Raw genomic sequence first — 24,887 nt, 5'->3', positions numbered from 1 at the left:
CGGATCGTCGGCAGGCTGAACGGGCATTGTCGTCAACACGAACAGGGAAAAAACGTGCAAAGGCGATCGCAGCATTCTCATGATCACCTCTGCCGACAAGAAAAGGTGAGCGGGGGACGCCTCATCGCGGGGAGGGTGCCGTCGCCACCGAGTGGGGGACGAGGATGATCACCTGGCGCTTGTTGTCGATGGTGTAGCTGTAATCGGAGATCAGGTTCTGCCCGAAGAGGTTGTAGTCGGACTTCGGGTTGACCAGGACCAGGACGTTCTCCAGGGTGAGGTCGCCGATGCTCAGAGACTCTACTTTCCCCGGGTGACAGATGACCCTCCCGGAAGCGGTCCCCACGGGGATGTCCGAGGTCTTGTCGATCTCGATGTCGGCGCTCTCGGCCACACTGCCGCTGACCGTCACCACGGACGCCCCCGTGTCGAAGACGAAGGGGACGCTCTTCCGGCCGTTCAACTGGACCATCACGGCCAGTAGACCGTTGGGGAGTCGGATGAACGGAATGTAGAAAGCGGACGCCTTCGGGTCCGCCGCCTTCGACGCGGACGGCGCGTGGACCGTTGAAGTGTACGGGCTGGGCTCCGGGGCCCCTTCGAGACTGAGGAGGGGGACCGGCTTCGCGGGCTTGGGGTCGGCGGCAGGCTTGTCCTGGGCAGGGGCGACCGCGAGGCTGAACAGGGTGAGCGAAAAAAGGGCGGCAAAGGCTCGCTTCATGGGATCCTCCCGGAAGTCCGTCAATGCCTCCCGGGCATGGGGCGTTGACGACGACTTTGATTATATCATGGTTTCCGTCGAGGGCCCCGTCTGTGCTAGAGTGTGAAGCGTTCCGCCGGCGCTTGCCCCCGTCCCCGGACGGCCGGGGGCGTTCGCGGGGGCCGGCGGCAGGGGCTTCCCGCTCGCAACGCCCCCCTCGGCCGCCTGGGGAGGAACGTTCCGGCAGGGCGGGAACCCGGGGTTACGACAGGAGTGAACACGATGAAGAACCTCGTCGGAAAGTGGGCCGGATTCGGCCTCGTCCTCTGGGCGCTCTCGGCCCCTGCCATCAGCGGACCCCGGGTGCTGGCGCCGGCCGGCGTAACGATCCGGGGGACGTTGCCCGTCCCCTGCCCCGCCCGGGTGAAACCGGCCCCGCCCCGGGAGGAGTGGGTCGGCCTTCCGGGCGATTACACCCTCGAGGACGTCTCGGTCCGGGTCCTCGAGCGGGACGGCCGGCTCGTCCTGGTCTCGCTGGCCGGCGGCACCCCGCCCGCCCCCGGGGGGCCGGCGCCCGGGAGCCCTGCCGTCACGCACCCCCCGTCAGCCGGCCCCGGGTCGGAGAAAGCGAAGGAGACCCCGGGCCGAAAGAAGGGGGAGCGCGTCCCCCCGCCCCGCTTCACGGGGGAGTTCCTCCTGGAGGACGCCGGCAAGGGCCGCTTCCGCCTCCGCATGCCGGGCGCCTTCCAACCCATGGAAGTGAAGTTCCGCCGCGACCGGCGGGGCCTGGCCGCGGAGTGCCTCCTGGGAGAGGCGGTGTTCACCCGGCACTTCCTCGGCCCCGAGAGCGGCGGGTCCTTCCGGATCACCCCCCGGCGCCCGGTGGAGGACCTGCGCCGGGAAGCGGCCGCCGCGACGCCCCCGGTCGAGACGGGCGCCTTCGCGACCCCCGACTGGGTGGACGCGGAAAAGTTCGTCCCCCACGTCCGCCTGGACATCCGCTACGCCACCCCCGACAACTTCGTCGGGGCTTCCTTCTACCCCGCGGCCCGGGCCTTCCTTCAGCGCCCGGTGACGGAAGCCCTCGCCCGGGCCGCCCGGCGGTTCGAGGTTCACGGGCTGGGGCTCATCATCCACGACGCCTACCGGCCCTGGTCCGTCACGAAGATGTTCTGGGACGCGACCCCCGACCACCAGAGGGAATTCGTCGCCGACCCGGCCAGGGGGTCCCGCCACAACCGGGGCACCGCCGTGGATGTCTCCCTCTACGACCTGAGCACGGGGAAACCGGTTCCCTTTCCCAGCGGGTACGACGAGTTCTCCCCCCGCGCCGCCGTCGACTACACCGGGGGGACCGGCCTGGAACGCTGGAACCGGGACCTGCTCCGCTGCGTCCTGGAAACGGAGGGTTTCAAGGTCTACGAGGCGGAGTGGTGGCACTTCGACTACCAGGCCCCCAAGCCCTACCCCATCGCCAACGACACCTTCGAAGCCCTCGACGCCCGGGGCCACTGAGCAGGGACGTTCAACTCACGAGCAACACGAAGCTTGACATCCATGGATTCCCTTCCCCCCGGGCGTGCGGCTTTCGCGAACGGTGCGGGGGTGGCTGCGTTTCGGAGTCAACCCTGCCGGGGCACCCGGCGAGATAGGCGTTGCGGAGCCGCGGCGCGGCGTGTACAATGGGGGCAGACAGACCCTGGAGGAAAAGACATGGCGGGCATCAAGCTGGAAGACATGGTCGGCTCGTTCATCTACATTGGCTTCACCGAGAAGCTCGTGGTGACGGGTTTCGAGCCCCCGGGGCCCACGCGCCTCATCTTCGTGAAGCTCACGGGGGTCGAGGACAAGGGCATCTTTTTTGAACACAACCAGTTCCCGCTCTCCAACAAGAAGACCGGGGACGTGGAGTTCGCCCGGACGCAGGTGTTCATTCCTTTTTCCAAGATCAGCCACATCAGCGCGTTCCCGGACATCCGCAACTTCGACGACTACACGGCCCTCGAAGGCGCCCTGACGTTCATGGAGCCCTGAGCCGGCCCCGTCCAGAGCCCCTTCCCCGCGGCCGCAGCCGGCGGCGGCAAACCGACGGGCCCGCTTGACGGGCATGGTATCCTGCATCCGTCCCTCGGTCGAGGGGCGGAAAAATGCAACCGGAGGCCCACATGCACAACCCCTACGAAAATCCCTACCCGGCGGTCGGGACCTTCGAGCAGGCCGAGGCGTCGCGCCGCTTCCTGCAGCGGGTCTACGGCTGGATGTTCTTCGGGCTGGCCCTCACCGCCCTCATGGCCTACTACACCGTCTCGGAGCCCGGGCTGCTCCGGGCGGTCGTCGGGAACCAGGCCGTCTTCTTCGGCCTGATCATCGGCGAACTCGTCCTGGTGCTGGTGATCTCCGCGATGATCCGGCGCCTCTCCCCCGCCGTGGCGTCCCTCCTGTTCATCGTCTATTCGCTGCTCAACGGCCTGACGCTCTCCGTCATCCTGCTGGTCTACACCCAGGAGTCCATCGCCTCGGCCTTCCTGGTCTGCGCGGCCATGTTCGGCGCCCTGTCGCTTTTCGGGCTGACCACCCGGCGCTCGCTGGACGGCCTGGGGGCATTCTGCACGATGGGGCTCACCGGCCTCGTGGTGGCCATGCTGGTCAGCCTCTTCTGGCGGAACAACATGCTGGAGTTCGTCATCAACTGCGTGGGCATCATCGTCTTCACGGGGCTGACGGCCTACGACACCCGCAAGCTCAAGCAGATGTCCGCCTCCGTCGGCGCCGAGGGATCCGTGGCCCAGTCGGCCGCCATCCTGGGCGCCCTGACCCTCTACCTCGACTTCATCAACCTCTTCCTGTTCATCCTCCGCTTCATGGGCGGGCGGAGAGACTGAACCGGAAGCCCTGAACCGCGCGCATTCGCGTGAGGCTGAACCGACTCGTCCCCTTACTCTCGCGGGGACCGCCTCACCACACTTCCGCCACGTCGGCCGTGTCGGCGCGGTCATGCAGCACGATGGCGTTTTTCGGGCAGACCGAGCGGCAGATCCCGCAACCGTAGCAGTGCCGTCGGTCGACCACCGTTTTCTTCTCCCCGGCGCTGTAGGCCATGGCCCCGAATTGACAGACCCGCATGCAGGCCCGGCACCCCACGCAGGCCTCGGGGTCGACCTCGGCCACGTACTCCCCCCGGAACAGGGTGGTGATCCCGTGGGTGAGGGTCGTCTTCAGGGCCAGGCAGTCGGCCCGGTCGCAGTTGCAGATCCCTCCGATGAAGGGTGTCCGGAAGGTCCAGACCGTGTGACACAGGCCCTCCTTCTCGTGCTCCCTCATCGCGGACAAGGCCTCCTCCTTCGTCAGGCTTTCGGTTGAAAGGGCGTCGGGACCCGAAAGGAAATCGGGGCTGATCTCCTTGAACAATTTGGCGAATTCGCCCCCGTTGGGCCCCATGCTGACGCCATAGCAGAAACGCTGCTCCTTGCCGGTGCCGATCTTCCGGCAGATGCAGCCCACCCTGACGATGGAGTTGACGAAGCCGAGGATGCGCTCGATCTCCTCGATGGGCACCACCTGGCCGAAGTGCTGCTTTTTCATTTTTTTCGTGATCCGCCGGGTAATGACCCGGCGGACGAAGGCAGGCATCCGGTGCAGGCGGTCCAACTGGCCGATCTTCTCCCGGATCGTGCCGATGTCCATTTTGGAGAACCCTTCGATCATCCGGCGTCGTTTCATGTCGGAGAGGAGGTCCTCCGCGTAGTTCTTCGCCTGGAGATACCACTTCTCCCCCTCGCCGTGCTTGATGCAGAATTCGCACATGACCCGCTCCTGAGCTTGAACTCCCTCCATTCTACGTCTTGTCCCCGGGGCGGCGCCGCGGACGCCCGTCACTTTTTCGCGCTTGTGCCTGAGTTCCCCGGCGTCCGCGGCTTGCCCCGGGCTGAAACGCCTTTCCCCTTCGGGGAATCGGGGGGGGTATAAATCAAATCGGGATCGGGCGTTCGCGGCCCCCGATCGGGATCGCCCGCTCGAGCGCCTCAACCGGGATCGGGCGTTCGCGGAGCCCTACCGGGATCGGACGTTCGCGTAACCCTACCGGGGTTGGCACTTCGAGGGCCCTGACCCTCCCCAAAGGGGAGGGGGCGTCCCAGCCGGGGGCAAGACGCGGGCGCCAGCCATGAACGTGCAGCGTGCCGTTCGTTCCGGGCGCCCGCGTCGCCGCCCCCGGAACGCGGCAACGGGGGGAGGAAACGCACCCTGAATTGAGTCCATCTCCCTACACATCGGTCTGGAACATGATTCGCGGCCAGGGCCGTCTTCCTTCTGCGAGCTTTGCAGCAGGAGCCGATCCGGATCTTGATCGCGCAAAGGCGCGAAGACCGCAAAGAAAATCGGGGCGCCCGGGGTGCGGCCAGGGGCCACGAAAGCTCGCCTTCACCGGCTTGCCGCGCTTCAGGGAGAGGCCTTGCGGATATCCCTCCCAGGCGCGGAGCGGTGTTCGCCCTGCCGGCATTTTTCCTATGGTTGTTTTGGTCCCTCTTTTCCTTTGTCCCGCTGACCCTCCTTCGAGATTTTTCCCGGCCTTCTCCCCGCTCGTGATAAAGTTGAAGAAACCTTGCCGAGGAGGTCCCATGCGAAAACCGGCAGAAGCCGCCCGTCTTTGGGTGTTGATCGTGACCTGGTTCTTCATCACCCCGTTGCCGGCCCAGGACAAGCCGGCGGCGACACCCGGGAAGGCGGAGACCCGTACCGTGCCCCTGGCCACTTTCACCAACGACGACGTCGCCCCGGCGGCGAGCGCCGGCGGGGCCGAGAGCGCGAGCGACGGCCTGACGGTCTACCGGAAAAACTCCGATACGGGCCGGCAGCTTCGGAAGCTTCTCGACGCCTGCTGGTACGGGCGGCTCGACCAGGTGAAGGAACTGGTGGAGGCGGGCGTCCCCGTCAACGCCTATCTCCACGACCCGGTCAGTTTCGTCTCGCCCCACGGAGGGCCGATCATGGTCCCTGTCAACATGACCTCCCCGCCGTCCTACACGCCCCTGATGTCCGCCGTGGAAGCCGGTCACACCCGGGTGGTGGCCTACCTCGTCGCGAGAGGGGCCGACGTGAGCGCCCGGATCGTCGAGAGTACCACGACGAAAAACGGGGTGAGAGTGGCGGACAGCCTTCACCAACCCTCGGCCTTCTCCACCGCCGCCGGGCGGGAGCGCCCCGAGATGGTGCGAATCATGCTGGAGGCGGGCCCGACCCCCCAGGCGGTCGCCGACGCCCTCTGCCGGGCGGCCCAAGCGGACGCCCTCGACATCCTGCGGCTGATCCTGGCGTCCCGTCGGGACCCCGAGGCTGTCCAGCACGCCCTGAGCTGCATCCCCGGGACGGCCCACGACGCGAGCAAGCGCCTGCTGGAACAAGCCCAGTGATCGTGCCCGGGACCCGCGGTCCGGGACTCACCCTGCGTGCGCCTCCGCAGGCAGCAAAGCCTCCACCTTCACCGCGCAGACCTTGTACTCGGGGATTTTGGCGACGGGATCGGCCGCGGGGTTGGTGAGGAGGTTCGCGGCGGCTTCCCGGTAGTGGAACGGGATGAAGACCACGCCCCTCTGGGCGGTCGGGGTGACCCGCAACCCGAGTTCGATGGCGCCGCGGCGGCTGCTCACGCGGACGGTCTCCCGGTCCGAAAGCCCCGCGCGGACCGCATCGTCGGGGTTCATCTCGCACCAGGCCTCGGGGTGCTCCTGCTCGAGCTTTTCGGATCGGCGGGTCATGGTCCCGGTGTGGTACTGGGAGGCGTAGCGCCCGGTGGTCAGGACCAGGGGATACGCGCTGTCCGGGGCTTCCGCCGGCGGCTGGTACCTCACGGCGTGGAACAGGCCGAGCCCCCGGCTGAACCGGTCCTTGTGAAGGAAGGGCGTCCCCGGGTGCTCCGGGTTGGGGACCGGCCAGTGCAGCCACCCGTCCCGTTCCAGGCGCTCATAGGAGACCCCGCCGTAGCTGGGGGTGACGCGGGCGATCTCCGCCATGACCTCCCCGGGGGACGCGAAGTCGAAGCCCGTCCCGCCCATGCGCCGGCCCAGGTCGCACAGGACCTGCCAGTCCGGCCGGGCGTCGCCGAGCGGTTCCACCGCCTTCCGGACCCTCTGGATGCGCCGCTCGGTGTTGGAAAAGGTCCCGTCCTTCTCCGCGAAGGTCGACCCGGGGAGCACCACGTGGGCCAGTTCGGCGGTCTCCGTGAGGAAGATGTCCTGCACCACCAGGAAATCGAGCTTCTCGAGGCAGTGGCGAACGTGGTTCAGGTCGGGGTCGGAGAGCATGGGGTTTTCGCCGAGCACGAACAGGGCCTTCACCGTGCCGGCCCCCGCCCCCTCCACCATGTCGGGGATGGTGAGACCGGCTTTTTCGGGCAGGCCGGTCACGCCCCAGGCCGCCTCGAACTTCGCCCTCAGCTCGGGCGACGTGACCGCCTGGTAGCCGGGGAACACGTTCGGCAGCCCCCCCATGTCGCAGGCGCCCTGGACGTTGTTCTGGCCGCGGAGCGGGTTGACGCCCCCCCCGCTCACGCCCATGTTGCCGGTGAGCATGGCCAGGTTCGCGCAGGACTTGACGTTGTCCACGCCCGTGGTGTGCTGCGTGATGCCCATGGTGTAGAGAATGGCCGCCGGCTTGCCCCCGGCGTACATCCGGGCGGCTTTCCGAAGCTCGTCCGCCGGGATGCCGGTGATGTCCCGGACCTTCTCCGGCGGGTACTCCGCCACGGCGGCCTTGAGTGCCTCGAACCCCTCGGTCCGCCCGGCGATGAAGTCGTCGGCGGCGATGCCCTCGTCCAGGATGACGTTCATGAGCCCGTTCAACCAGGCCACGTCGGTCCCGGGCCGGGGTTGCAGGAACACGTCCGCCATCCGCCCGATCTGGGTGCGGCGCGGATCGATGACGATGAGTTTCGCGCCACGCTCCTGTGCCGTCATGAGGTGGGCGGCCAGGACGGGGTGGGCCTCGGTGGTGTTGCTGCCGGTGACGAGGAAGACCGCGGTGTCCCGGCTGAACTCCGGGATGGAGTTGGTCATCGCCCCACTTCCGAACGAGGCGGCCAGACCGGCCACCGTGGGAGCGTGTCAAAGCCGGGCGCAGTGGTCGATGTTGTTGGTCTTCCCCACCGCCCGCGCGAGCTTCTGGAGCAGGTAGTTCTCCTCGTTCGTGCACTTGGCCGAGGCGAGGTACGCCACGGCGTCCGGCCCGTGCGTGTCTCGCAGGGCGTTCAGCCGGGTGGCGACGAGGTCCAGGGCCTCGTCCCACGCGGCTGGCTCGAGGGCGCCGTTGCGCCGGACCAGGGGCGTCTTCAGCCGGTCCTCGTGCGAGACGTGGGCCGCCGCGTTCCATCCCTTCAGGCACAGGCGCCCGAGGCTCACGGGGTGTTCACGGTTGGGCAGCACGCCCACGACCTCTCCGTCGAGGACCTGCAGGAAGAAGGTGCAGCCGGTTCCGCAGTAGCAACAGGTGGTGAGGACGTTCTGATATTCCATCACGACTCCTTATTCGTCGAGGTGAAGCGGGCCGTCCGCCAGGCTCAGGGACAGCGGCGGCCTCGCCGAGAGGCTCTCGCCGGGCACGAAGTCCAGCCGTTTTTCCACGTCCCTTCGCATCAGCGCGTAGAGCACGGTGAGGGGGATGCCCGCGGGGCAGGCCCCTTCGCAAAGGTGGCAGCCCACGCACCGGCTGGCCATGTGCATGGCGCGAACGAGGTGGTACATGGGGAAAGGCGGCGCGGCAACGCCCTTTTCCACGAAGGTCTCGTCCTCGAGGGTGCACTGCTCACAGAAGCACTCGGGGCAGATGTTGCGGCAACCGTAGCACTTGATGCACTTGAGAAACTGCCGCTGCCAGAAGGCGCGGCGCTCCGGCAGCGTCAGGGCGTCGTAACCGGCCAGGAGCGGCTGGACCGTTCCGGTGTGGCCTGGTGTACCCATCACCTCGGCGTGGGGCCAACCGTCCACGCCCGGGCCGGGCCGGTCGCAGTGACACGCCTCCGCCGTCTCCCCGTCACAGGCCACGGCGAGCAGGAACAACTGCCCGGGGTCCACCTGCCGGCGCGTGGCCATCTCCACCAGGGCCCGGACGTCGCAGGCGCGGGCCACGACGCCGATCCGGGCGGCAGGGTGACGCTTGTGGATCAGGCCCACCACGGACGCCAGCGGGTAGCGCGGGGCCAGCACCAGCCCGGAGACGTCGTCCCCCTTCCTGAACAGGTGGGGGGCGACGCCGGCCGCCGTCTTCCGGAGCGCGACGAACCCGTCCAGGCCTTCCAGCAGCTCGGCCACCCGGTCTTGAATCGGTTTGGGCATGACGTCCTCCTCAGCCTTGGGGAAGTTCCGCGGCGGCGGGCCCCAGGGCGCGCACCGTCTCCGCGAACTCCCGGGTGACCTCCGCGAACCGCGGGGCCTCGGCGGAGGACACCCAGTCCAGTCGGAGCCGCCGCGGGTCGATCCCCACGTAGCCCAGGAGGTTCTCCACGAGCGGCATGCGTTTCGCGGTCCGGTGGTTGCCGCTGATGTAATGGCAGTCGCCGATGTGGCACCCCAGCACGAGGACGCCGTCCGCGCCCGCCCGGAAGGCCCGCAGCACGAGTTCCGGCGAGACCCGGCCGGAGCACATGACCCGGACCGGCAGCACGTTCGCCGGCGATTTCATCCGGGCGACGCCGGCATTGTCCGCCCCCGCGTAGGAGCACCAGTTGCAGAGGAAGGCCACGATGCGGGGTTCGAACGGGGCCGGCGCCCCCCTGTCGGCCGTTGTGGTTGAAACGGTGTTCATGGTATCACCCCACGGACGCCAGGAGGGCGTCGAGCTGGGCCACGAGGGCCTCGTCGGTGAAGTGGAGCGCCGAAATGGCGCCCGCGGGACACGTGGCGGCGCAGGTGCCGCAACCTTGGCAGAGGGCAGGGTTCACCACCGCCTTGCCCTCGTCGGACCGGGAAATGGCGGTGTAGGGGCAGGCCAGGATGCAGTCCCCGCACCCCACGCAGGCTTTGGGCTCCACCACGGCCACGGTGGGCGAGATGGTGACCTCCCCCTGGTTGAACAGGCGAACGGCCTCCAGCGCCGCGGCGCCGCCGTGGGCCACGGTGTCGGGCACGTCCCGGGGACCCTGGCAGGTCCCCGCCAGGAAAACCCCGGCGGTGCTGGTCTCCACGGGGCGAAGCTTGGGGTGGGCCTCGGCGAAGAAGCGGTCCGGCGTGCGGCCCAGGCCGAACATCGACGCCACCCGGTCGGCATCCTTCTGCGGTTCGATGGCGGTGGCGAGGATCACCAGGTCGGCGTCTACCGTGACCACGCATCCCAGGTTCGCGTCCTCGCCCTTCACCCGGAGCTTCCCGCCGGGCTGGACGAAGACCTCGGCCCCGCGGCCGCGGACCATGGTGATCCCCTCGCGCTGAACGCGCTCGTAAAACTCCTCGTAAGCCTTCCCGAAGGTGCGCATGTCCATGAAGAAGCTGTAGACTTCGGCCCCCGTCTTCTCCCGGACCTGGTGGGCGTGCTTGAGGGAATACATGCAGCAGATGCGGGAGCAGTAGGGGTGGGCGTGGGTGTCGCGGCTCCCCACGCAGTGAAGGATCGCGACCTTTCCCGGCTTTTTCCCGTCGGCCGTGAGGACCTGGCCCCCCGTGGGGCCGCCGGCCGAGGAGAGCCGCTCGAACTGCAGCCCGGTGATGATGTCGGGCGAACGACCGTAGGAGTACTGGGGCAGTTGAATGGGGTCCCACATCCCCACGCCCGTGGCGACGACGATGGCGCCCGCCTCGACCTCGACGATCTCGTCGGGTTGCTCGTACCAGATGGCCCCCGTGGGGCAGAGCTTCTCGCAGACCCTGCACTTCCCTTTCTTGAAGAAGATACAGTTCTCGCGGTCGATGACGGGGAAGTTCGGGATGGCCTGGGCGAAGGGGCGGTAGATGGCCCGCCGTTTGGCCATCCCGGCTTCGAAGGCCGTGTCGAGGACCTTGGACGGGCACTTCTCCAGGCAGGCGCCGCAGCCCGTGCAGAGGTCCTCGCGGATCGACCTCGCCTTCCTGCGGATCCGGACCTTGAACTGACCGACGTAGCCGCTGACGGCTTCGACTTCGGAATACGTGAAGAGCTTGATTAGGGAATGTCGACCGACATCCATCATTTTGGGGCCGAGGATTCACGTCCCGCAGTCGAGCGTGGGGAAGGTCTTGTCGAGCTGGGCCATGTGGCCCCCGATGGACGGCTCGCGCTCCACCAGGTAAACCGGGTACCCCGAGTCGGCGATGGACAGCGCGGCCTGGATGCCGGCGATGCCGCCGCCCACCACCAGGGCCGCCCGGGTCACGGGCTCCTTGCGGGGCTCCAGCGGGGCGTGGTGGGCGACGCGGGAAACCGCCGCACGAACCAGGCGCAGGGCTTTTTCCGTCGCCGTGGACGGGTCCTCGACGACCCAGGACACGTGTTCGCGGATGTTGGCGACCTCGAGGTGGAAGGGGTTTAAGCCGGCGGCCGCCAGCGCCCGCCGGAAGGTCTGCTCGTGCATCCGGGGGGTGCACGAGGCCACGACCACGCGGGTCAGCCGCTCGTTGTGGATGTCCTCCCGGATCAGCTTCTGCCCGGGTTCGGAACACAGGTACTTGTAAGAGCGGGCCATCACCACCTGCGGCAGTTTCGCGCAGGAGGCCACGATCCCCTCGACGTCGACGGTCCCGGCGATGTTGGTCCCGCAGTGGCAGACGTAGACCCCGATCCGGGGCTTTTCCGCGTCCGTCTTTCGTTTGCTTGGCATGTTGTCCTCCCTGCCGATGTCAGGCACGCTTTTCGAGGATGGGCCTCGGGGAAACGATGTTCTTTTTCAGAAGGGTCTCCGCGTCGGGAAGGTCGAAGGCGAGGCCCATCAACTGGGTCAGGAGCATCACCGGGATCTTCACGGGGCGGCCCAGCGTGCGGGAGACCTTCCCCTGGCTGGTGTCGAGGTTCATCTGGCACAGCTGGCAGACGGTTGCGAAACAGTCCACCGGTTCCGGGCCCAGGCCGCTGAACAGTTCGACCACCAAGCCGAGGCCGGCGTCCCGGGCGGTGTAGGCCATGGTGCCGCCGCAGCACCGGGTCTTGAAGTTGTAGGGGACGACCTCGCCGCCCAGCGCCTCGATGATCCTGTCCATGGACGTGGGGAAATCCGCGCTGTCGTACTCGAGGTGCGGCCGCACGGTCTGGCAGCCGTAGTAGGGCGCCACCTTCAGGCCCCTGAAGGGCCGCTTCACCCGGGCCTTCACCGCGTCGGGCCCGAAGTCGTTGGCAAGGACGTCCAGGAGGTGGCGCACTTTCACCGTCCCCGCGTAGGACAGCCCGGCCGCGCCCAGGATCTCGTCGAGCTTCGCCTTCGCGCCGGCGTCCCGCTGCCGGTGGCGGTTCACCCGGGCGAGGCTGAGGTAGCAGGCGCTGCAGGAGGCGACGACCGTGTCGACCCCCATGGCCTCGACGAGAGCGAGGTTTCGCGCGGGCAGCGCCAGCGCCATCAGGTAGTCCACGGCCTCGGAAGGCATCGAGCCGCAACAGTTCCAGTCGGGGATCTCGACCAGTTCCCCCCCCAGCTCGCGAACGACCGCCTTGCTGGAAACCAGGTACTCGAGCGAGGCGGCCTCGAGGCTGCACCCCGGGAAGTAAGCGTATTTCATGGCCGGCCCTCCCGCTTTTCGATTTCCTCGGCCTTGCTGAACATGGCCCGAACCTGTTCCAGCCCGCGGATGGAGTGGGGAAGAAGCGGCATCCGCCCCCTCCGGAACAGGGCGAGCCCCATTTTCGTGAAGGCGAAACCCTGCAGGGGATTGGTGCTGAGCAGCCAGCGGGTGACCACTTCCATCTCCTGCATCCGGCCCGTCCGCCGCACGGTTTTCATGAACGCCCGGTAGAAGCGGGAGCTGTTCTTCTTCCGGTCGACCCCCGCGGCGATGGCGAGGCGCTTGAGGGCCTGCATCGTCTCCGTGATGGAGATGCCCCGGGGGCAGCGCACCGTGCACGAATAACAGGTGGTGCAGTACCAGAAGGCGTCGCTCTTGAGCAGTTCCTCGCGCAGGCCGAGCTGGATCAGGCGGAAGACCTTGCGGGGCGGGTACTGCATGTGGCGGGCGGTCGGGCACGAGGCGGTGCAGGTCCCGCACTGGATGCAGGCGAAGACCTTGTCGAAGTCGGGGAACATCGTCCGGGGGAAACTCCGGTCGATCTTGTCGGTGCCGAGCAGGAGGGCGTCTTCGTTCATCGGGGACACTCCGTCTGGAGAATGGCGAACAACCGGGGTTTTACTTTTCCGTAAGCACGGCTTGAAAATAGGCGAGATCGGTGGAAAAGTCAAGGGAAAGCTTGGGAAAATCGGGAACGGCCCGCCTCGCCCCGGCCCCCTTCGCCCTCGCCTGCCCCGCCGGGGTTTTCGCTTGACTCCCGCCGCATTTCCGGCTACTTTTCACGCATGATGCGTTCGCAAAAAGTTGTAAAACGAACGGCAAACTGCCTGTAAAGTTTTTGGTCGAGCCATCGCCCGGAGGGCGATGGTACTTCTTGCGACCGTATCACGCATGTCCAACCGGCCGTGACAAGGTGGTTTCTATTATCGAGTCAAAGGAGTTCACCATGTCGTACAGCCCACCGCTCGGGAGTCCGGTCACGCATACCCACTTGCGAAATCCGGGCCATGTCGCCGACGTTTCGGGGATGTGCGCCGTCTGCACCGCCGACTGCGTCGGGCCCTGCGAGATCGGGCTCTCCGCGTTGCGCGGCGCCGAGGCCATCCTCCCCTTCGCCGCGGACCGGAACCAGTTCGCCTCCGAAAAGCGCTACCCCCTCGACTTCTCCCACTTCAGCATCAACGGACGGGTGTTCGGCGCGGTCGGGCTTCCGGCGGACCCGTGCGTGGCCTGTTACCCCAACGCCGACATCGCGTCCACCTTCGGCCGCTCCCGGGCGGTCCGGACGAAGGCCCCGCTCATCCTGCCGGCCATGGCGAAACTGGCATGGAAGGAGTACTTCGCGGGTGCGGCGCTCTCCGGCGTGCCCGTGGTCATCGGCGAGGACGTCGTCGCCAAGGACACGGGGCTCGCCGTCGCGGGTCACCGGGTCGTCGAGGCCCCGCTGATCGCGGAGATGGTGTCCGCGTTCAGGCGCTACCAGCGGGATTGCGGCGATGTCGTTCTCCAGGCCAACATCGACGACGAGTACCACGGTGTTCTCGAGTACGCGATCGACCGGCTCGGCGTCAAATCCGTCGAACTCAAGTTCGGCCAGGCCGCCAAGGGAATCCAGGGCATGGGGCGGGTGCCGAGGATCGAAGACGCCCTGCGGTTCAAGGCGCTCGGGTACCTCGTCCTGCCGGACCCGACCGACCCCGGGGTTGCCGAAGCCTACGCCCGGGGGGTCGGCCCGATCTTCGAGAAAATCGGCAAGCTGCCGATGTGGCGCCCGGAGGACCTCGTACGGCGGGTCGGCGAACTGCGGGGCCTGGGCGCCGAACGGGTCTGTTTCAAGACCGGCCCCTTCGACCCGCGGGATATCGCCACCATCCTGGAGGTCGCCTCCGAGGCCGGCGTCGACCTCGTGACCCTGGACGGGGCGGGCGGCGGCACCGGCCACAGCCCGGCCAGGATGATGAACGAGTGGGGGATGCCCACGGTGACGCTCGAGGTCCTCGTCCACAGGATCCTGAGCGCTTTCGCGGCGGCGGGGAAAGCCTTGCCGCCGGTCGCCATGGCCGGCGGTTTCGCCACCGAGGACCAGGTCTTCAAGGGCCTCGCGCTCGGCGCACCGTACGTCGGCACCATCGCCATCGGCCGTGCCGCCATGGCCGCCGCCTCGGTCGGCCGGCAGGTGGGCGAGGCGTTGCGGAACGGCTCGGTCCCCGCGGAGTATGCACGCTTCGGGTCCAGCCTCGACGAGCTTTTCGCGGACTTGCGCCTCCTCCGGGCCGAATACGGCGACGAGGCGTCGAGCATCCCGGCAGGGGCCGTCGGCGTGTACTCGTACCTGAACCGCGTCTCCGTCGGGCTCAAGCAGTTCATGGCCTTGAACCGCAAGTTCGCCTTGCGGCACATCAGCCGGGAAGACATCGTGCCGCTCACCGAGAGGGCCGCGAAAGCGACAGGGCTGGCAAGCTACGAAGAGCTTCTCGAGGGTGTCCCCGGGGCCTGAAAGCCTCGGGGGCGACAAGGCGGGGGGCTAGAAGCAAGGGGGCATTGGGGGCCCCTGTCCGCGTCAGGAATCTCGCCCGGCTGGTCCATGTACCGGCGGGGGCACCGATCGAGGAGGGCACCAAGATGATGAACCCCGAACAGGCCGCCGCGGAAACGGTTGAATCGTTCCTGGAGCGCGTTCGAAGCGGAGACGTCGACGGGGCCCGGGCGCTGTTCAGCAGCGAGGTGGAACAGCTGCCGCTGCCGGAAGCCGGCGAGAACCAGACCCTGACCTGGACGATCGGCGACGCCCGGGTGGAGGGGGAGACCGTGGTCGTCCCGGTCGAGCTTTTCCTCGCGTCCCCCGACGTCCAGGGTCGGCAGGGGATCGGCTTCGTCTGCGTGCAGACCGACGCCGGGACGCGCATCGACATGGACCTGACGCTGAAAGAGACCTTCGGCGCCTCGCCGGACGAACTCGTCGGGGCGATGAAGCCGATCATCGAGGAGCAGGAGGGACGTGAGGAAACGATCGCGCCGACGGCAGCGGGCGTGGAGGAGGAGACCCTTGACCCCGAACTCTACGATCCGGGCCGCTTGAGCCCGGAAGTCAGCGCGAACTGGCAGAAGGTCGATGAAAAACTCGGGCGGGAGATCGAATCGATCATGGGGTCGCTCGAGTCAGGCAGAGACGACCTTTGGGAAATCGCGTTGGGGTCCATGCCCCGGGACGAAGCCTGTCCGAATCGCTTTCTGAAATCGGTGCTGAAGCCCCTGGCGGACGCCCTGACCCACCTGCAGTACACCTCGAGGATGGATCCCGACGAGCCGCCCGGGATCTGCATGAAGGAGGTCCGGGCGAAGATTCGGAAAATCCGGATCCTCAACGTGAGCGATCAGCGCCAGTGCGGCTGCACGCTCCGGGACGGGCGTCTGACGCTCAAGCCCTGCCTGACGGCAGGAGATCACCCCTCGATTCCCGTCAAAGGCTTCGAGGCCCGCGAGATCGAGGGCGCGATCCGCGACGCCCTGGACCTGGGGATGAGCGCGTCCATCCGCCTGTCGGAGGCCGCCGTGGCCGGTTTCGTCGCGAGGTGCCGCGAGAACGTCGATTTCGAGCCCGAGGTGACCGTCGACTGGCGCAGCTTCAAGGCCATCGGCGACATGGGGAAAACCCAGGCCGCCCTCAAACGGTTCCGGTGCGACCTGCTGGACGCCCTCTGCCACGCCCTGTCCAAGGCGAATCGCAAGGTCATGGCCGTCAGTGAATTGAGATCAATTCATTTCGAGCACGTCCTGCACCCTGATGAACAGTTCACCGAGTTGGAGGGAAGGCGGCTGAGCTTCTTCGTCTCCCTGGTTGAAGGTGACCCGTACATCGAGCGGGACAATCTGGAGCGTACCCTGTCGAGACTGCTGGAGCACTTTCAGCCGTCCCCGGCCGAACCGCAGGAGACAGAGGCCTCCGCACCCGTCGACGTCCCGGGCGCTGAAGATGAATCGACGCCCGAACCAGCGGGGGAGGCAGCCGGGCGTGAAGGCAAGGCGACCCTGCCGCCGGCTGCGGAGCCGTCCCCTGGCCCGGGGGAAACACGCGATCCCCTGGCGGAATTTTACGCAAAACGCTCCGGGAAGGTCCGCCGACCCGGGCTCACGGCGTTCCTGGGCGGACCGGACGCGACCAGGCCGGAGGGTGCGGAGGTGCTCGAGGGGGAGGCCCCTGTCGATCCCGGGCTCTTCCAGCCCTCTCGCGCGACCGACGACTTCTGGAGGGGAATGAGGTGGGTCGAGGATGAGCTGGATTTCTGTGTCGAACAGTGCATGAAGCGACTGGCGAACGAGAACCTCGCCTGGGAGGTCGCCTGGGGGACCCTGCCGGGGGACGAGAACTGCCCTCGCCGTCTGGTGCAGTCGGTGGTCCGCCCCCTGCATTCCGCCCTGGTCTCTCTAGAGGGCTACCCCAGCGATTACTCCGGCGATGCGGCCGAGAGATCGTTCGCAAAGGTCAGGGAGGGGATTCGCCGGATCCGGATCCTGAACGTGAACAAGGAAAGCCGTTGCGGCTGCCGGCTGCGGGACGGGCGGCTCTCTCTGCAGGCCTGCCTGAAGATGGGCAAGTCCAGTTCGACGCCCGTGAGGGGTTTCGAAAGCGACGAGATCGAGTGGGCGATCCGCGACGCCCTGGACCTGGACGTGGGGGAGGCCATCCAGCAGGCGGAGAGAGCCGTGATCGCCTTTCTCGACGACTGCTGCCGGGACTGCGGGATCGACCTGGCGGCCACGGTTGACTGGGACAGTTTCCGGGCCATCGGGAACGGGCGGGAGATCCTGGCCGTCCTCAAGGACTTCGGGCTCCGGCTGCTGCCGTCCATCCACACCTGTCTGATGACGCTGAATCGGGAAATCCCGTTGGCCGGGCGTCTGGAGTCGTTCCGCTTTCAACTCGTCGACGGCCTGCGCAAGCGAAGCGTCAAGGTGGAGGGGAATCAGGTGGTCTTCCGCTTCCCCCTGGCCGAGCCGAACCTGATCTATTCCTACGACGAGATGCGGCAGATCATGGAGCGACTGGCACGTGAATGGCCGGCACCACCGAATGCACCGCCCGGGCCCGCAAAAGGTCCCGCCGCCAAAGAGACGCCTCCTCCCGTGACGCAGGGGGAGCCCGGGCCGGAAGGGGAAAAGGCCCTGGCCGGGGAGGAGAAGCCGGCGGGGTTCGACTTTCAGTACACGATAGACTCGATGGAATCCTCCGTGCTCCCGGCCATGCGAAGCCAGATGACGGAACAGTACGGGAAAGCGTTCGGGATGGAGGTTGACTGGGACAGCCTGGAGGGAGACCCGGATCACTTCGCCCTCGCGGTTTCCAGCGTCCTGGGCACCGTCATGGGCGCCCTCATGACCCTGGTCAACGACCGGGCGGCGAAGGGGCCGCTCGTCGCGGCGGTCGGGGCCCTCCGGGTGCGCTACGACGCCCGGGTCCGGGGTGCCGTCCTCGAGTTGGCGGACGGCGTTCTGACCGCCACCTGCGGCGGCCCCGCGAGCGGCTACGCGCCGGACTTCGAGGCCGTGCTCGAGCGGATCCGGACACTGTCCGGCGCGGAGACGGGGCCGGCCGCCGGGGTGGCGCCGCCCGTGGACGAGGACCTCGCGGCGAAGTACTTCCAGTTGGTGGTGGACACGATGGAATCGAAGATGTTGCAGCAGTTGCGCCGCCAGCTTTCGGACCTTTTCGGGAGGGATTTCGCCGTGGAGGTGGACTGGGACAGCCTCGGGAAGGACTCGGACCATCTCCAGCGGCTCTGCTCCGAGGTCGTGGGGTCCGTCACGGGCGCTCTCATGACCCTGGCCCACGACAAGGCGCTGAAGGGACAGCTCATCGCGGCCGTGGGCGCGGTCCGGTTCCGCTACGACAACGGGGTCAAGGGGGAGACGCTCGAACTGGCGGACGGCGTCCTCACCGTCGCCTGCGGCGGCCCCGCGAACGAATACCCGGTGGACTTCGCAGCCATGACCGAGAAGGTCAAGGATCTTCTGAAATGACGGAACCGACTTCGAAAGGTTCTGAATCCCATACCGAAGGGGGAGTGAACATGTCCGACCCGAAACAGGATGCCCTCGAAGCGATCGATCCGCCGGGCAAGGGGGATGAAACGGACTCCCTCGACCCCGAACTCTTCGACCCCGGTCGAACGAGCGACGAGTTCCGATCGGAACTGGAAGTGATCGAGGGGGAACTCGAGCGCGAGATCGAGAAGATCTCTGAGCTGCTGGAGAACCCGGACATCGCCTGGGAGATCGCCTGGGGGACCATGCCCGCCGACCGGAACGCTCCGAGGCGGCTGGTTCGGTCGGTGCTGGCACCCCTGCGGTTCGCCCTGATCTTTTTGAAGGATCACCGGAGCGAGGAACCCGGCGAACCGGCCGGGACCAGCATGGCGAAGGTCCGGGCGGGGATCCGGGGGATCCGGGTCCTGAGCGTGGACGACCCGCGCCAGGGCGGTTGCACGCTCCGGGACGGGCTTCTGACGCTCAAGCCCTGCCTGGCGGCGAGCGATCACCCCCTGCGACCCGTGAGGGGCTTCGAGGGGGGCGAGATCGAGTGGGCCATCCGCGACAGCCTGGACCTGGACGTGGGGCCGTCCATCCGCCGGTCGGAGGCCGCCGTGGCCCGGTTCGTCGACAAATGCCGCAGCGAGATCGCCTTCGAACCCGAGGTGACGGTGGACTGGGGCAGTTTCCGGGCCATCGGCAGCGGGGAGAAAACCCTGACGGCCCTCAAGCGGTTCCGGGAAGACCTGCTGGCCGACGTCCGCTTTGCCTTGACCCAGGTGAATCGACGGGTCCCGGTGTCCGCCGGGGTGAAAGCGATCCATTTCCGGCACGTGGGGCAACTGGAGGAGCGCGACATCGCGATGGAAGGGACCCGGATGATCTTCAGCGTCCCCCTGGTCGAACGTGACGCTTGCTATACCGCCGACGACCTGGAGGACAGCCTGGTCGAACTGGCCCGGCACTTTCCGCGTCCCCCGGCGGGTTGACCGGCGCCAGGCCCCCGCAAAACCGGCAAAGTCAAAACGTCAAGCCTGACATCCCCGCAAACAGCGCGTATTTTTGCGGTTCGTGGAGCAAGAGCCTTCCGGTGTCTTCCCGGAAGACGGGCGGGCACGCCGCCCGAAGGATCAGCCTCAGGTGAAACGGCCGCCGCCCCCGCAGGACGAGGGCTTCGACGCCCCGACCCCGGCGATGGTTGAGACGCGGCGCTCCACCTCGCCCGCGCCGCACGCCGGGCAGCGGACCTCGCCATCGTCGCCGACAACGGGCCGCAGCATTTCGAACTTCAACCCGCAGCCTGGACACTCGTATTCGTAGATCGGCATCGTCCTCCCTCCTCAACAGCAAAGTTCCTACGCCCCGTCCCGGGGCGGACGTTCCTACGCCCTGTCCCGGGGCGGACGTTCCTACGCCCCGTCCCGGGGCGGAGGTTCCTACGCCCCGTCCCGGGGCGGACACCCCGCACGCACCCGGGCCGGGACGGCCCGTGCAAACTTCCCGGGGCGGACACCCCCCACTCCACGCTCCCACCCGGGCCGGGACGGCCCGTGCAAACTTCCCCGGGGCGGACACCCCCTCACTCCACGCATGCACCCGGGCCGGGACGGCCCTTGCAAACACCGGCCTCCGGGACCCCCATCTTCCGCAGGATGGAGACCAGGGGGCACCAGTTGGTGAAGGCGGACTGGAAGAGGTTCAACCCCACGAAGGCCGTGAAGTAGAGCCAGTAGGGGTGGACGTACCAGGCCAGCGCCACGCTGAGCATCACGAACAACCCGGCGACGAGCCTGAGGTATCTTTCGATGGTCATGGTATCACCTCCAAATTTCATTTCGGGTCCGGAAGGGGCCCTCCGGGAGACCAGAGCTTACTGTCTCCGGCCTCACGCCAAGGCGCCAAGGCGCAAAGGTCCGCAGAGGGGTTCTGAAAAAATGGCATCGCCCGCCTGGCGAGGCTTGGCGTCCTGGCGCCTTTGCGAGAAGCGTCCCCGCCACGAGACGGATTCCCGTTCGTGTGGTTCGTGTGGTTCGTGGTTCCAACCCGGGCCCGCTCACGCATTTTTCCGCCTCCGGTTGGACATGAAGTACAGGATGGGCACGGTCATGCGGGAGAGGGCCAGGGAGGCGATCTCGCCGGCCATCAGGGCGATGGCGAGTCCCTGGAAGATGGGGTCGAACAGGATCACGGCGGACCCCACCACCACGGCCGCGGCGGTGAGCAGCATGGGGCGGAAGCGCACGGCCCCGGCGTCGATGACGGCCTGGTCCAGCGGCATCCCCTCCTTGAGGCGCAGCTCGACGAAATCCACCAGGATGATGGAGTTGCGCACCACGATCCCCGCACCGGCGATGAAGCCGATCATGGAGGTGGCGGTGAAGAAGGCCCCCATCATCCCGTGCGCGGGGAGAATCCCCACCAGGGAGAAGGGGATGGCGGCCATGATGACGATGGGCGTCCAGAAAGACTGGAACCAGCTCACCACGAGGATGTAGATCAGGACCAGCACCGCGGCGAAGGCGATCCCCATGTCGCGGAAGACCTCGTAGGTGATGTGCCACTCCCCGTCCCACTTCACGGCGTAGCGCGACGCGTCTTCCGGCAGATGGGCGGTGAACTGCTCCAGCTTGTACCCCTCGGGGAGCTTGATCTTGTCCAGCCGGGCCATCATGTCGAAGATGGCGTAGACGGGGCTCTCCACCACGCCCGCCACGTCGGCGGTGACGTAGGTGACGGGCATGAGGTTCTTGTGGTAGATGCTCTTCTCGGCGGGCGCCGACTCCACCCGGGCGATCTCCCGCAGGGGGACCAGGGCGCCGCCGGCCCCGGGAAGCTTGAGGTCCAGCAATCGCTGGAGGTCGGAGCGCTCCGCCCGGTCCATGCGGACCACCACGGGCACGTCCTCCTTCTCCGAGTCCACGTGCAGCAGCCCCACCGTGGCCCCCGCCGAGGCCATGCCCACGGCCCGGGCCACGTCCTCGTCGGTGAGGCCGTGCAGGGCGGCCTTCTCCCGGTCCAGGAGGACCTGCTGCTTGACGTGGTCGTCCTCCACGTACCAGTCCACGTCCACCACGCCCGTGGTGCTCTCGAAGACGGCCTTGACCTGCTTCGCGAGGTCGATGCGCCCCGTCGCCTCGGGCCCGTAGACCTCGGCCACCAGGGTCTGGAGGACCGGCGGGCCGGGCGGCACCTCGGCCACCTTGATGCGGGCGCCGAACTGCTTCGCGAGGGGGACGAGTTCCGCCCGGATCATCTTGGCGATGTCGTGGCTCTGCAGGCTCCGTTCCCCCTTCCCCCGGAGGTTGACCTGGAGGTCGGCCACGTTGCCCCCGCGGCGGAGGAAGTAGTGGCGCACCAGGCCGTTGAAGTTGTAAGGGGAGGCGGTCCCCGCGTAGGTCTGAACGTTGAGCACTTCCTTGTGGGTCAGGACCTGCGCCGCCAGCTTCCGAGCCACCGCTTCGGTCTTCTCCAGGGCCGTCCCGGTCGGCATGTCGATGATGACCTGGAACTCGCTCTTGTTGTCGAAGGGGAGCATCTTGACCTGGACAAACTTGACGTAAACCAGGGCCATGGAGCCCAGCAGAAGAATCGTCACCACCGCCAGGAAGCCCCACCGGACGACGCCCTTGTGCAGGAGCTTGTCCATCACCTTCCGGTAGAGCCGGGTGGTGAAGCCTTCCTTCTCGCCGTGCCCGTGCCCCTCCGCCAGTTTGAGCAGGCGGACGGACGCCCAGGGCGTCACCATGAACGCCACGAGCAGCGAGAAGATCATGGCCGCCGAGGCGCCCACGGGGATAGGCCGCATGTACGGCCCCATGAGGCCGCCCACGAAGGCCATGGGCAGGATGGCCGCGATGACGGTGAAGGTGGCCAGGATGGTGGGGTTGCCCACCTCGTCCACGGCCTCCACCGCCACGTCCTTGAGGGAGCGGCCGCGGTTGACGGGCAGCCGGGCGTGGCGCACCACGTTCTCGATGACCACGATGGCGTCGTCCACCAGGATGCCGATGGAGAAGATCAGGGCGAACAGCGTGATGCGGTTGAGGGTGTAGCCGTACAGGAAAAACACCGTCAGGGTCAGGGCCAGGGTCACGGGGATGGCCAGGAAGACCACCCACATCTCCCGGAAGCCCAGGGTGAGCCCGATGAGGATGCTCACCGAGATCACGGCGATGGCCATGTGGTAGAGAAGTTCGTTGGACTTCTCCGACGCGGTCTCGCCGTATTGGCGGGTGACCGCCACGTCCACGCCGGCGGGGACCACGGTCCCCTTGAGCTTGTCCACCCGCTCCAGGACGCCGTCGGCCACGGAGACGGCGTTGGTCCCCTTCCGCTTGGAGACGGAGAGGGTGACGGCGGGGAGGAACTCGCCGGTGGACGCGTCGGCGGTGTGGACGTAGCTGGCGGGCTCGCCGCCGCCGTCCTCCACCCGGGCCACGTCGCGCAGGTAGACGGGCCGGCCGCCGGCCACCCCCACCACCACGGACCGGACGTCCTCGGCGGAGGTGAAGAAGGCGCCGGTCTCCAGGGTGAACTCCCGGTTGTCGCGGCTGAAGGTGCCGGAGGGCAGCTTCCGGTTGGCCGCGGAGAGCATGCCGAAGATCTGCATCGGGGACAGGCTGTACCCGGCCAGCCGCACCGGGTCCAGGATCACCCGGACCTCGCGGCGCCGGCCGCCGATGAGGCTCACGGCGGAGACGTCGTCGGTCTGGGTGATGACGTCGTGGAGCTGGGCGGCCACGCGGCGCAGGGCGTAGTCGTCGTAGCGCCGGCTGGAGAGCGTCAGCGCCAAAATGGGCACGTCGTCGATGGAGCGCGGCTTGACCAGCGGCGGGGAGCACCCCGGCGGGATGAGGTCGAAGTTGGCGTACATCTTCTGGTTGAGCTTGACGATGCTGTTCTCCTCGTCCTCGCCCACCTTGAAACGCACGATGGCCATGCTCATGCCGGGCGAGAAGGTGGAGTAGATGTACTCGACCCCGGGGATCTCCCACAGGAGCTTCTCCATGGGCTTGGTCACCCGCTCCTCGATCTCCCGGGCCGAGGAGCCGGGCATGGTCACGAAAATGTCCAGCATGGGGACCTTGATCTGGGGCTCCTCCTCCCGGGGGAGATTCACCACCGAAAACGCCCCGATGGCCAGGGACGCCACGATGAAGAGGGGGGTGAGCTTCGAGTTGATCCAGGCATGGGCGAGGCGGCCGGCGATGCCCATTTTTTGGGGTTGATCGCTCACGGCCGGACCTCCACGCGGACGCCGTCCCGAAGCCCGGGCGGGACAGGGCAGACCACTTTCTCTCCCTCCGCCAGTCCCGTCAGCACCTCGGCCGGGCCGCCAGGACCGGCGCCCTCGCCCAGGGTGACCATCCGGTTGCGGGCGACCCCTTCCTCCACCGCGAAGACCCACTGGATCTGCCCGCGCGTCTGGACGGCCTCCCGGGGCACGGTGAGCGCCTTTCGGGCCCCGGCGCCGAAGACGGCCCGGCCGAAGAGACCGGAACGGAGCCCTTCCCGCGACGGGAGATCGATCTTGACGGTGGCGGTGCGGGACAGGGGGTTCAGTGTCGGGAGGACCTCGGCCACCGCGGCGTCGAAGCTCTCTCCGAAGGCGTCCAGGGTGACCCGGACGGTCTGCCCCACCGTGATGGCGCCCAGGCGGGACTCGTCCACCGCCACCTCCAGCCGATGCCCGCCCCCGCGCTCGATGATGAAGAGGGGCACACCCGGGGCGGCCAGGGTCCCCGGCTCCGCCAGCTTCTCGGTGACGGTCCCGGCGAAGGGGGCCGTGATCCGGGCAAAGGCCAGGACGGTCTCGGCCGCCGCGGCCCCGGCCTCGGCCCGCCGGATCCCGGCCTCCACCTGCGACCGCCTGGCCTGGAGGGCGAGCTGGTTCGCTTCGGCGAGCTTCAAGCGGGTTTCCGCCTCGTCGAACTCCTGCTTCGAGACCGAGTCCTTCTCGCGGAGGGCCTTCATTCGGCCGTACGTGGTCCGGGCCAGGTCCAGCTGCACCTGGGCCGCCCGGATCCCCTGGTCCACCTCCGCCAGGGCCGTCCTCGCCTCCTCGACCCCCGCCTGGGCGGTCTTGTGCTGGGCGGCCATGTCCCGGGCGTCCACCACCGCCAGGAGCTGCCCGGCGCCCACCTTGTCCCCCTGCTTGACGTGGACGGAGACGAGGCTGCCCATCGCCTTGCTGGAGACGGTGACGCTGTCCCGGGCCCGGACGGTGCCGGTGGCGGTGTAGCCGTCGGCCACGTCCACGGTCTTGACCTCCGTCACCTGCGCCTGCACGGCGGGCGGGGCCTTCGCCTCGCCCTTCTCCGGGGCGTGCCCCCCGCAGCCCGCCAGGGCCGGCAGCGCGACCAGGATGATGATGCTCGTTATCTTCATGAGTGCGACCTCCTCCTCAATCAAAATCGTTTCATCGGTCTCGAGTCGATCCTCGTGTGCCGAATCTGTCAATCCCAGGTCCGGATTCTCTCTCACAGAGGCAC

At 67.7% G+C, this 24,887-nt stretch carries 19 protein-coding genes; 7 read left to right on the top strand and 12 right to left on the bottom strand.

The annotated features are described in order from the left end of the window. Positions 1–121: 121 nt before the first annotated feature. The gene (locus KA419_06585) at positions 122–721 is read right to left on the bottom strand and encodes a retroviral-like aspartic protease family protein (GenBank protein ID MBP7865600.1); all 600 of its coding nucleotides are present in this window, start codon (positions 719–721) and stop codon (positions 122–124) included. Between the two features lie 261 nt (positions 722–982). On the opposite strand from KA419_06585, the gene KA419_06580 reads away from it, so the two are divergent. From KA419_06580 to KA419_06570, 3 genes are all read left to right on the top strand, one after another. Next, positions 983–2,215, top strand: a complete 1,233-nt coding sequence (locus KA419_06580; protein MBP7865599.1) for a M15 family metallopeptidase — start codon at positions 983–985, stop codon at positions 2,213–2,215. Positions 2,216–2,413: 198 nt separating this feature from the next. Beyond that, a complete protein-coding gene (locus KA419_06575; protein MBP7865598.1) occupies positions 2,414–2,734 on the top strand; it encodes a hypothetical protein in 321 nt (106 codons plus the stop codon). 131 nt (positions 2,735–2,865) lie between these two features. Beyond that, positions 2,866–3,582 (top strand): Bax inhibitor-1/YccA family protein, encoded by a 717-nt coding sequence (locus KA419_06570; GenBank protein ID MBP7865597.1) that lies wholly within the window; start codon positions 2,866–2,868, stop codon positions 3,580–3,582. A 73-nt stretch (positions 3,583–3,655) separates the two neighbouring features. Here the strand turns inward: KA419_06570 and KA419_06565 are convergent, their stop codons facing one another. Further along, positions 3,656–4,504 (bottom strand): 4Fe-4S binding protein, encoded by an 849-nt coding sequence (locus tag KA419_06565; GenBank protein ID MBP7865596.1) that lies wholly within the window; start codon positions 4,502–4,504, stop codon positions 3,656–3,658. An 812-nt stretch (positions 4,505–5,316) separates the two neighbouring features. Between KA419_06565 and KA419_06560 the strand changes: the two genes are divergently transcribed. After that, positions 5,317–6,108 (top strand): hypothetical protein, encoded by a 792-nt coding sequence (locus tag KA419_06560; GenBank protein MBP7865595.1) that lies wholly within the window; start codon positions 5,317–5,319, stop codon positions 6,106–6,108. Positions 6,109–6,135: 27 nt separating this feature from the next. Here KA419_06560 and fdhF read toward each other — a convergent pair whose 3' ends face one another. From fdhF to KA419_06530, 6 genes are read right to left on the bottom strand one after another with little or no spacing between them, the layout of a single operon-like run. After that, positions 6,136–8,205: a formate dehydrogenase subunit alpha gene (fdhF, locus tag KA419_06555; GenBank protein MBP7865594.1), complete on the bottom strand. Its 2,070-nt coding sequence runs from the start codon at positions 8,203–8,205 to the stop codon at positions 6,136–6,138. A gap of 9 nt (positions 8,206–8,214) precedes the next feature. After that, positions 8,215–9,024 carry a 4Fe-4S dicluster domain-containing protein gene (locus KA419_06550; GenBank protein MBP7865593.1) on the bottom strand — a complete coding sequence of 270 codons (810 nt, stop codon included), beginning with the start codon at positions 9,022–9,024 and terminating at the stop codon, positions 8,215–8,217. A 10-nt stretch (positions 9,025–9,034) separates the two neighbouring features. Then, a complete protein-coding gene (locus KA419_06545; protein ID MBP7865592.1) occupies positions 9,035–9,493 on the bottom strand; it encodes a hydrogenase iron-sulfur subunit in 459 nt (152 codons plus the stop codon). 4 nt (positions 9,494–9,497) lie between these two features. Next, a complete protein-coding gene (locus KA419_06540) occupies positions 9,498–11,477 on the bottom strand; it encodes a CoB--CoM heterodisulfide reductase iron-sulfur subunit A family protein (protein MBP7865591.1) in 1,980 nt (659 codons plus the stop codon). Between the two features lie 19 nt (positions 11,478–11,496). After that, on the bottom strand, positions 11,497–12,366 hold the full coding sequence (locus KA419_06535; GenBank protein MBP7865590.1) for a CoB--CoM heterodisulfide reductase iron-sulfur subunit B family protein: 870 nt from the start codon (positions 12,364–12,366) through the stop codon (positions 11,497–11,499). Next, the gene (locus tag KA419_06530; GenBank protein MBP7865589.1) at positions 12,363–12,947 is read right to left on the bottom strand and encodes a 4Fe-4S dicluster domain-containing protein; all 585 of its coding nucleotides are present in this window, start codon (positions 12,945–12,947) and stop codon (positions 12,363–12,365) included. The genes KA419_06535 and KA419_06530 overlap by 4 nt, the downstream gene beginning before the upstream one ends. Positions 12,948–13,315: 368 nt before the next feature. On the opposite strand from KA419_06530, the gene KA419_06525 reads away from it, so the two are divergent. The 3 genes from KA419_06525 (at position 13,316) to KA419_06515 (ending at position 19,385) form a co-directional block, all read left to right on the top strand. Next, positions 13,316–14,866, top strand: coding sequence for an FMN-binding glutamate synthase family protein (locus KA419_06525; GenBank protein MBP7865588.1), 1,551 nt, complete (start codon positions 13,316–13,318; stop codon positions 14,864–14,866). Between the two features lie 125 nt (positions 14,867–14,991). After that, complete coding sequence (locus tag KA419_06520; protein ID MBP7865587.1) at positions 14,992–18,387, top strand: hypothetical protein; 3,396 nt, start codon at positions 14,992–14,994, stop codon at positions 18,385–18,387. A 50-nt stretch (positions 18,388–18,437) separates the two neighbouring features. Beyond that, positions 18,438–19,385, top strand: a complete 948-nt coding sequence (locus KA419_06515) for a hypothetical protein (protein MBP7865586.1) — start codon at positions 18,438–18,440, stop codon at positions 19,383–19,385. A gap of 147 nt (positions 19,386–19,532) precedes the next feature. Here KA419_06515 and KA419_06510 read toward each other — a convergent pair whose 3' ends face one another. The 4 genes from KA419_06510 to KA419_06495 all read right to left on the bottom strand — a co-directional run bounded on the left by KA419_06510 (position 19,533) and on the right by KA419_06495 (position 24,783). Beyond that, positions 19,533–19,724 (bottom strand): zinc ribbon domain-containing protein, encoded by a 192-nt coding sequence (locus KA419_06510; GenBank protein MBP7865585.1) that lies wholly within the window; start codon positions 19,722–19,724, stop codon positions 19,533–19,535. A 251-nt stretch (positions 19,725–19,975) separates the two neighbouring features. Then, entirely contained in the window at positions 19,976–20,209 is a 234-nt protein-coding gene (locus KA419_06505) for a DUF2892 domain-containing protein (GenBank protein ID MBP7865584.1), read from the bottom strand. A 240-nt stretch (positions 20,210–20,449) separates the two neighbouring features. After that, a complete protein-coding gene (locus KA419_06500; GenBank protein MBP7865583.1) occupies positions 20,450–23,611 on the bottom strand; it encodes an efflux RND transporter permease subunit in 3,162 nt (1,053 codons plus the stop codon). A gap of 17 nt (positions 23,612–23,628) precedes the next feature. Next, positions 23,629–24,783, bottom strand: a complete 1,155-nt coding sequence (locus tag KA419_06495; protein ID MBP7865582.1) for an efflux RND transporter periplasmic adaptor subunit — start codon at positions 24,781–24,783, stop codon at positions 23,629–23,631. Positions 24,784–24,887: the final 104 nt, after the last annotated feature.

The sequence above is a fragment of the Acidobacteriota bacterium genome (assembly GCA_018001935.1).
Classification (GTDB): domain Bacteria; phylum Acidobacteriota; class JAAYUB01; order JAAYUB01; family JAAYUB01; genus JAGNHB01.
Note: the sequence above shows the minus strand (reverse complement) of the source record. Positions and strands in the feature narration are given on the sequence as shown.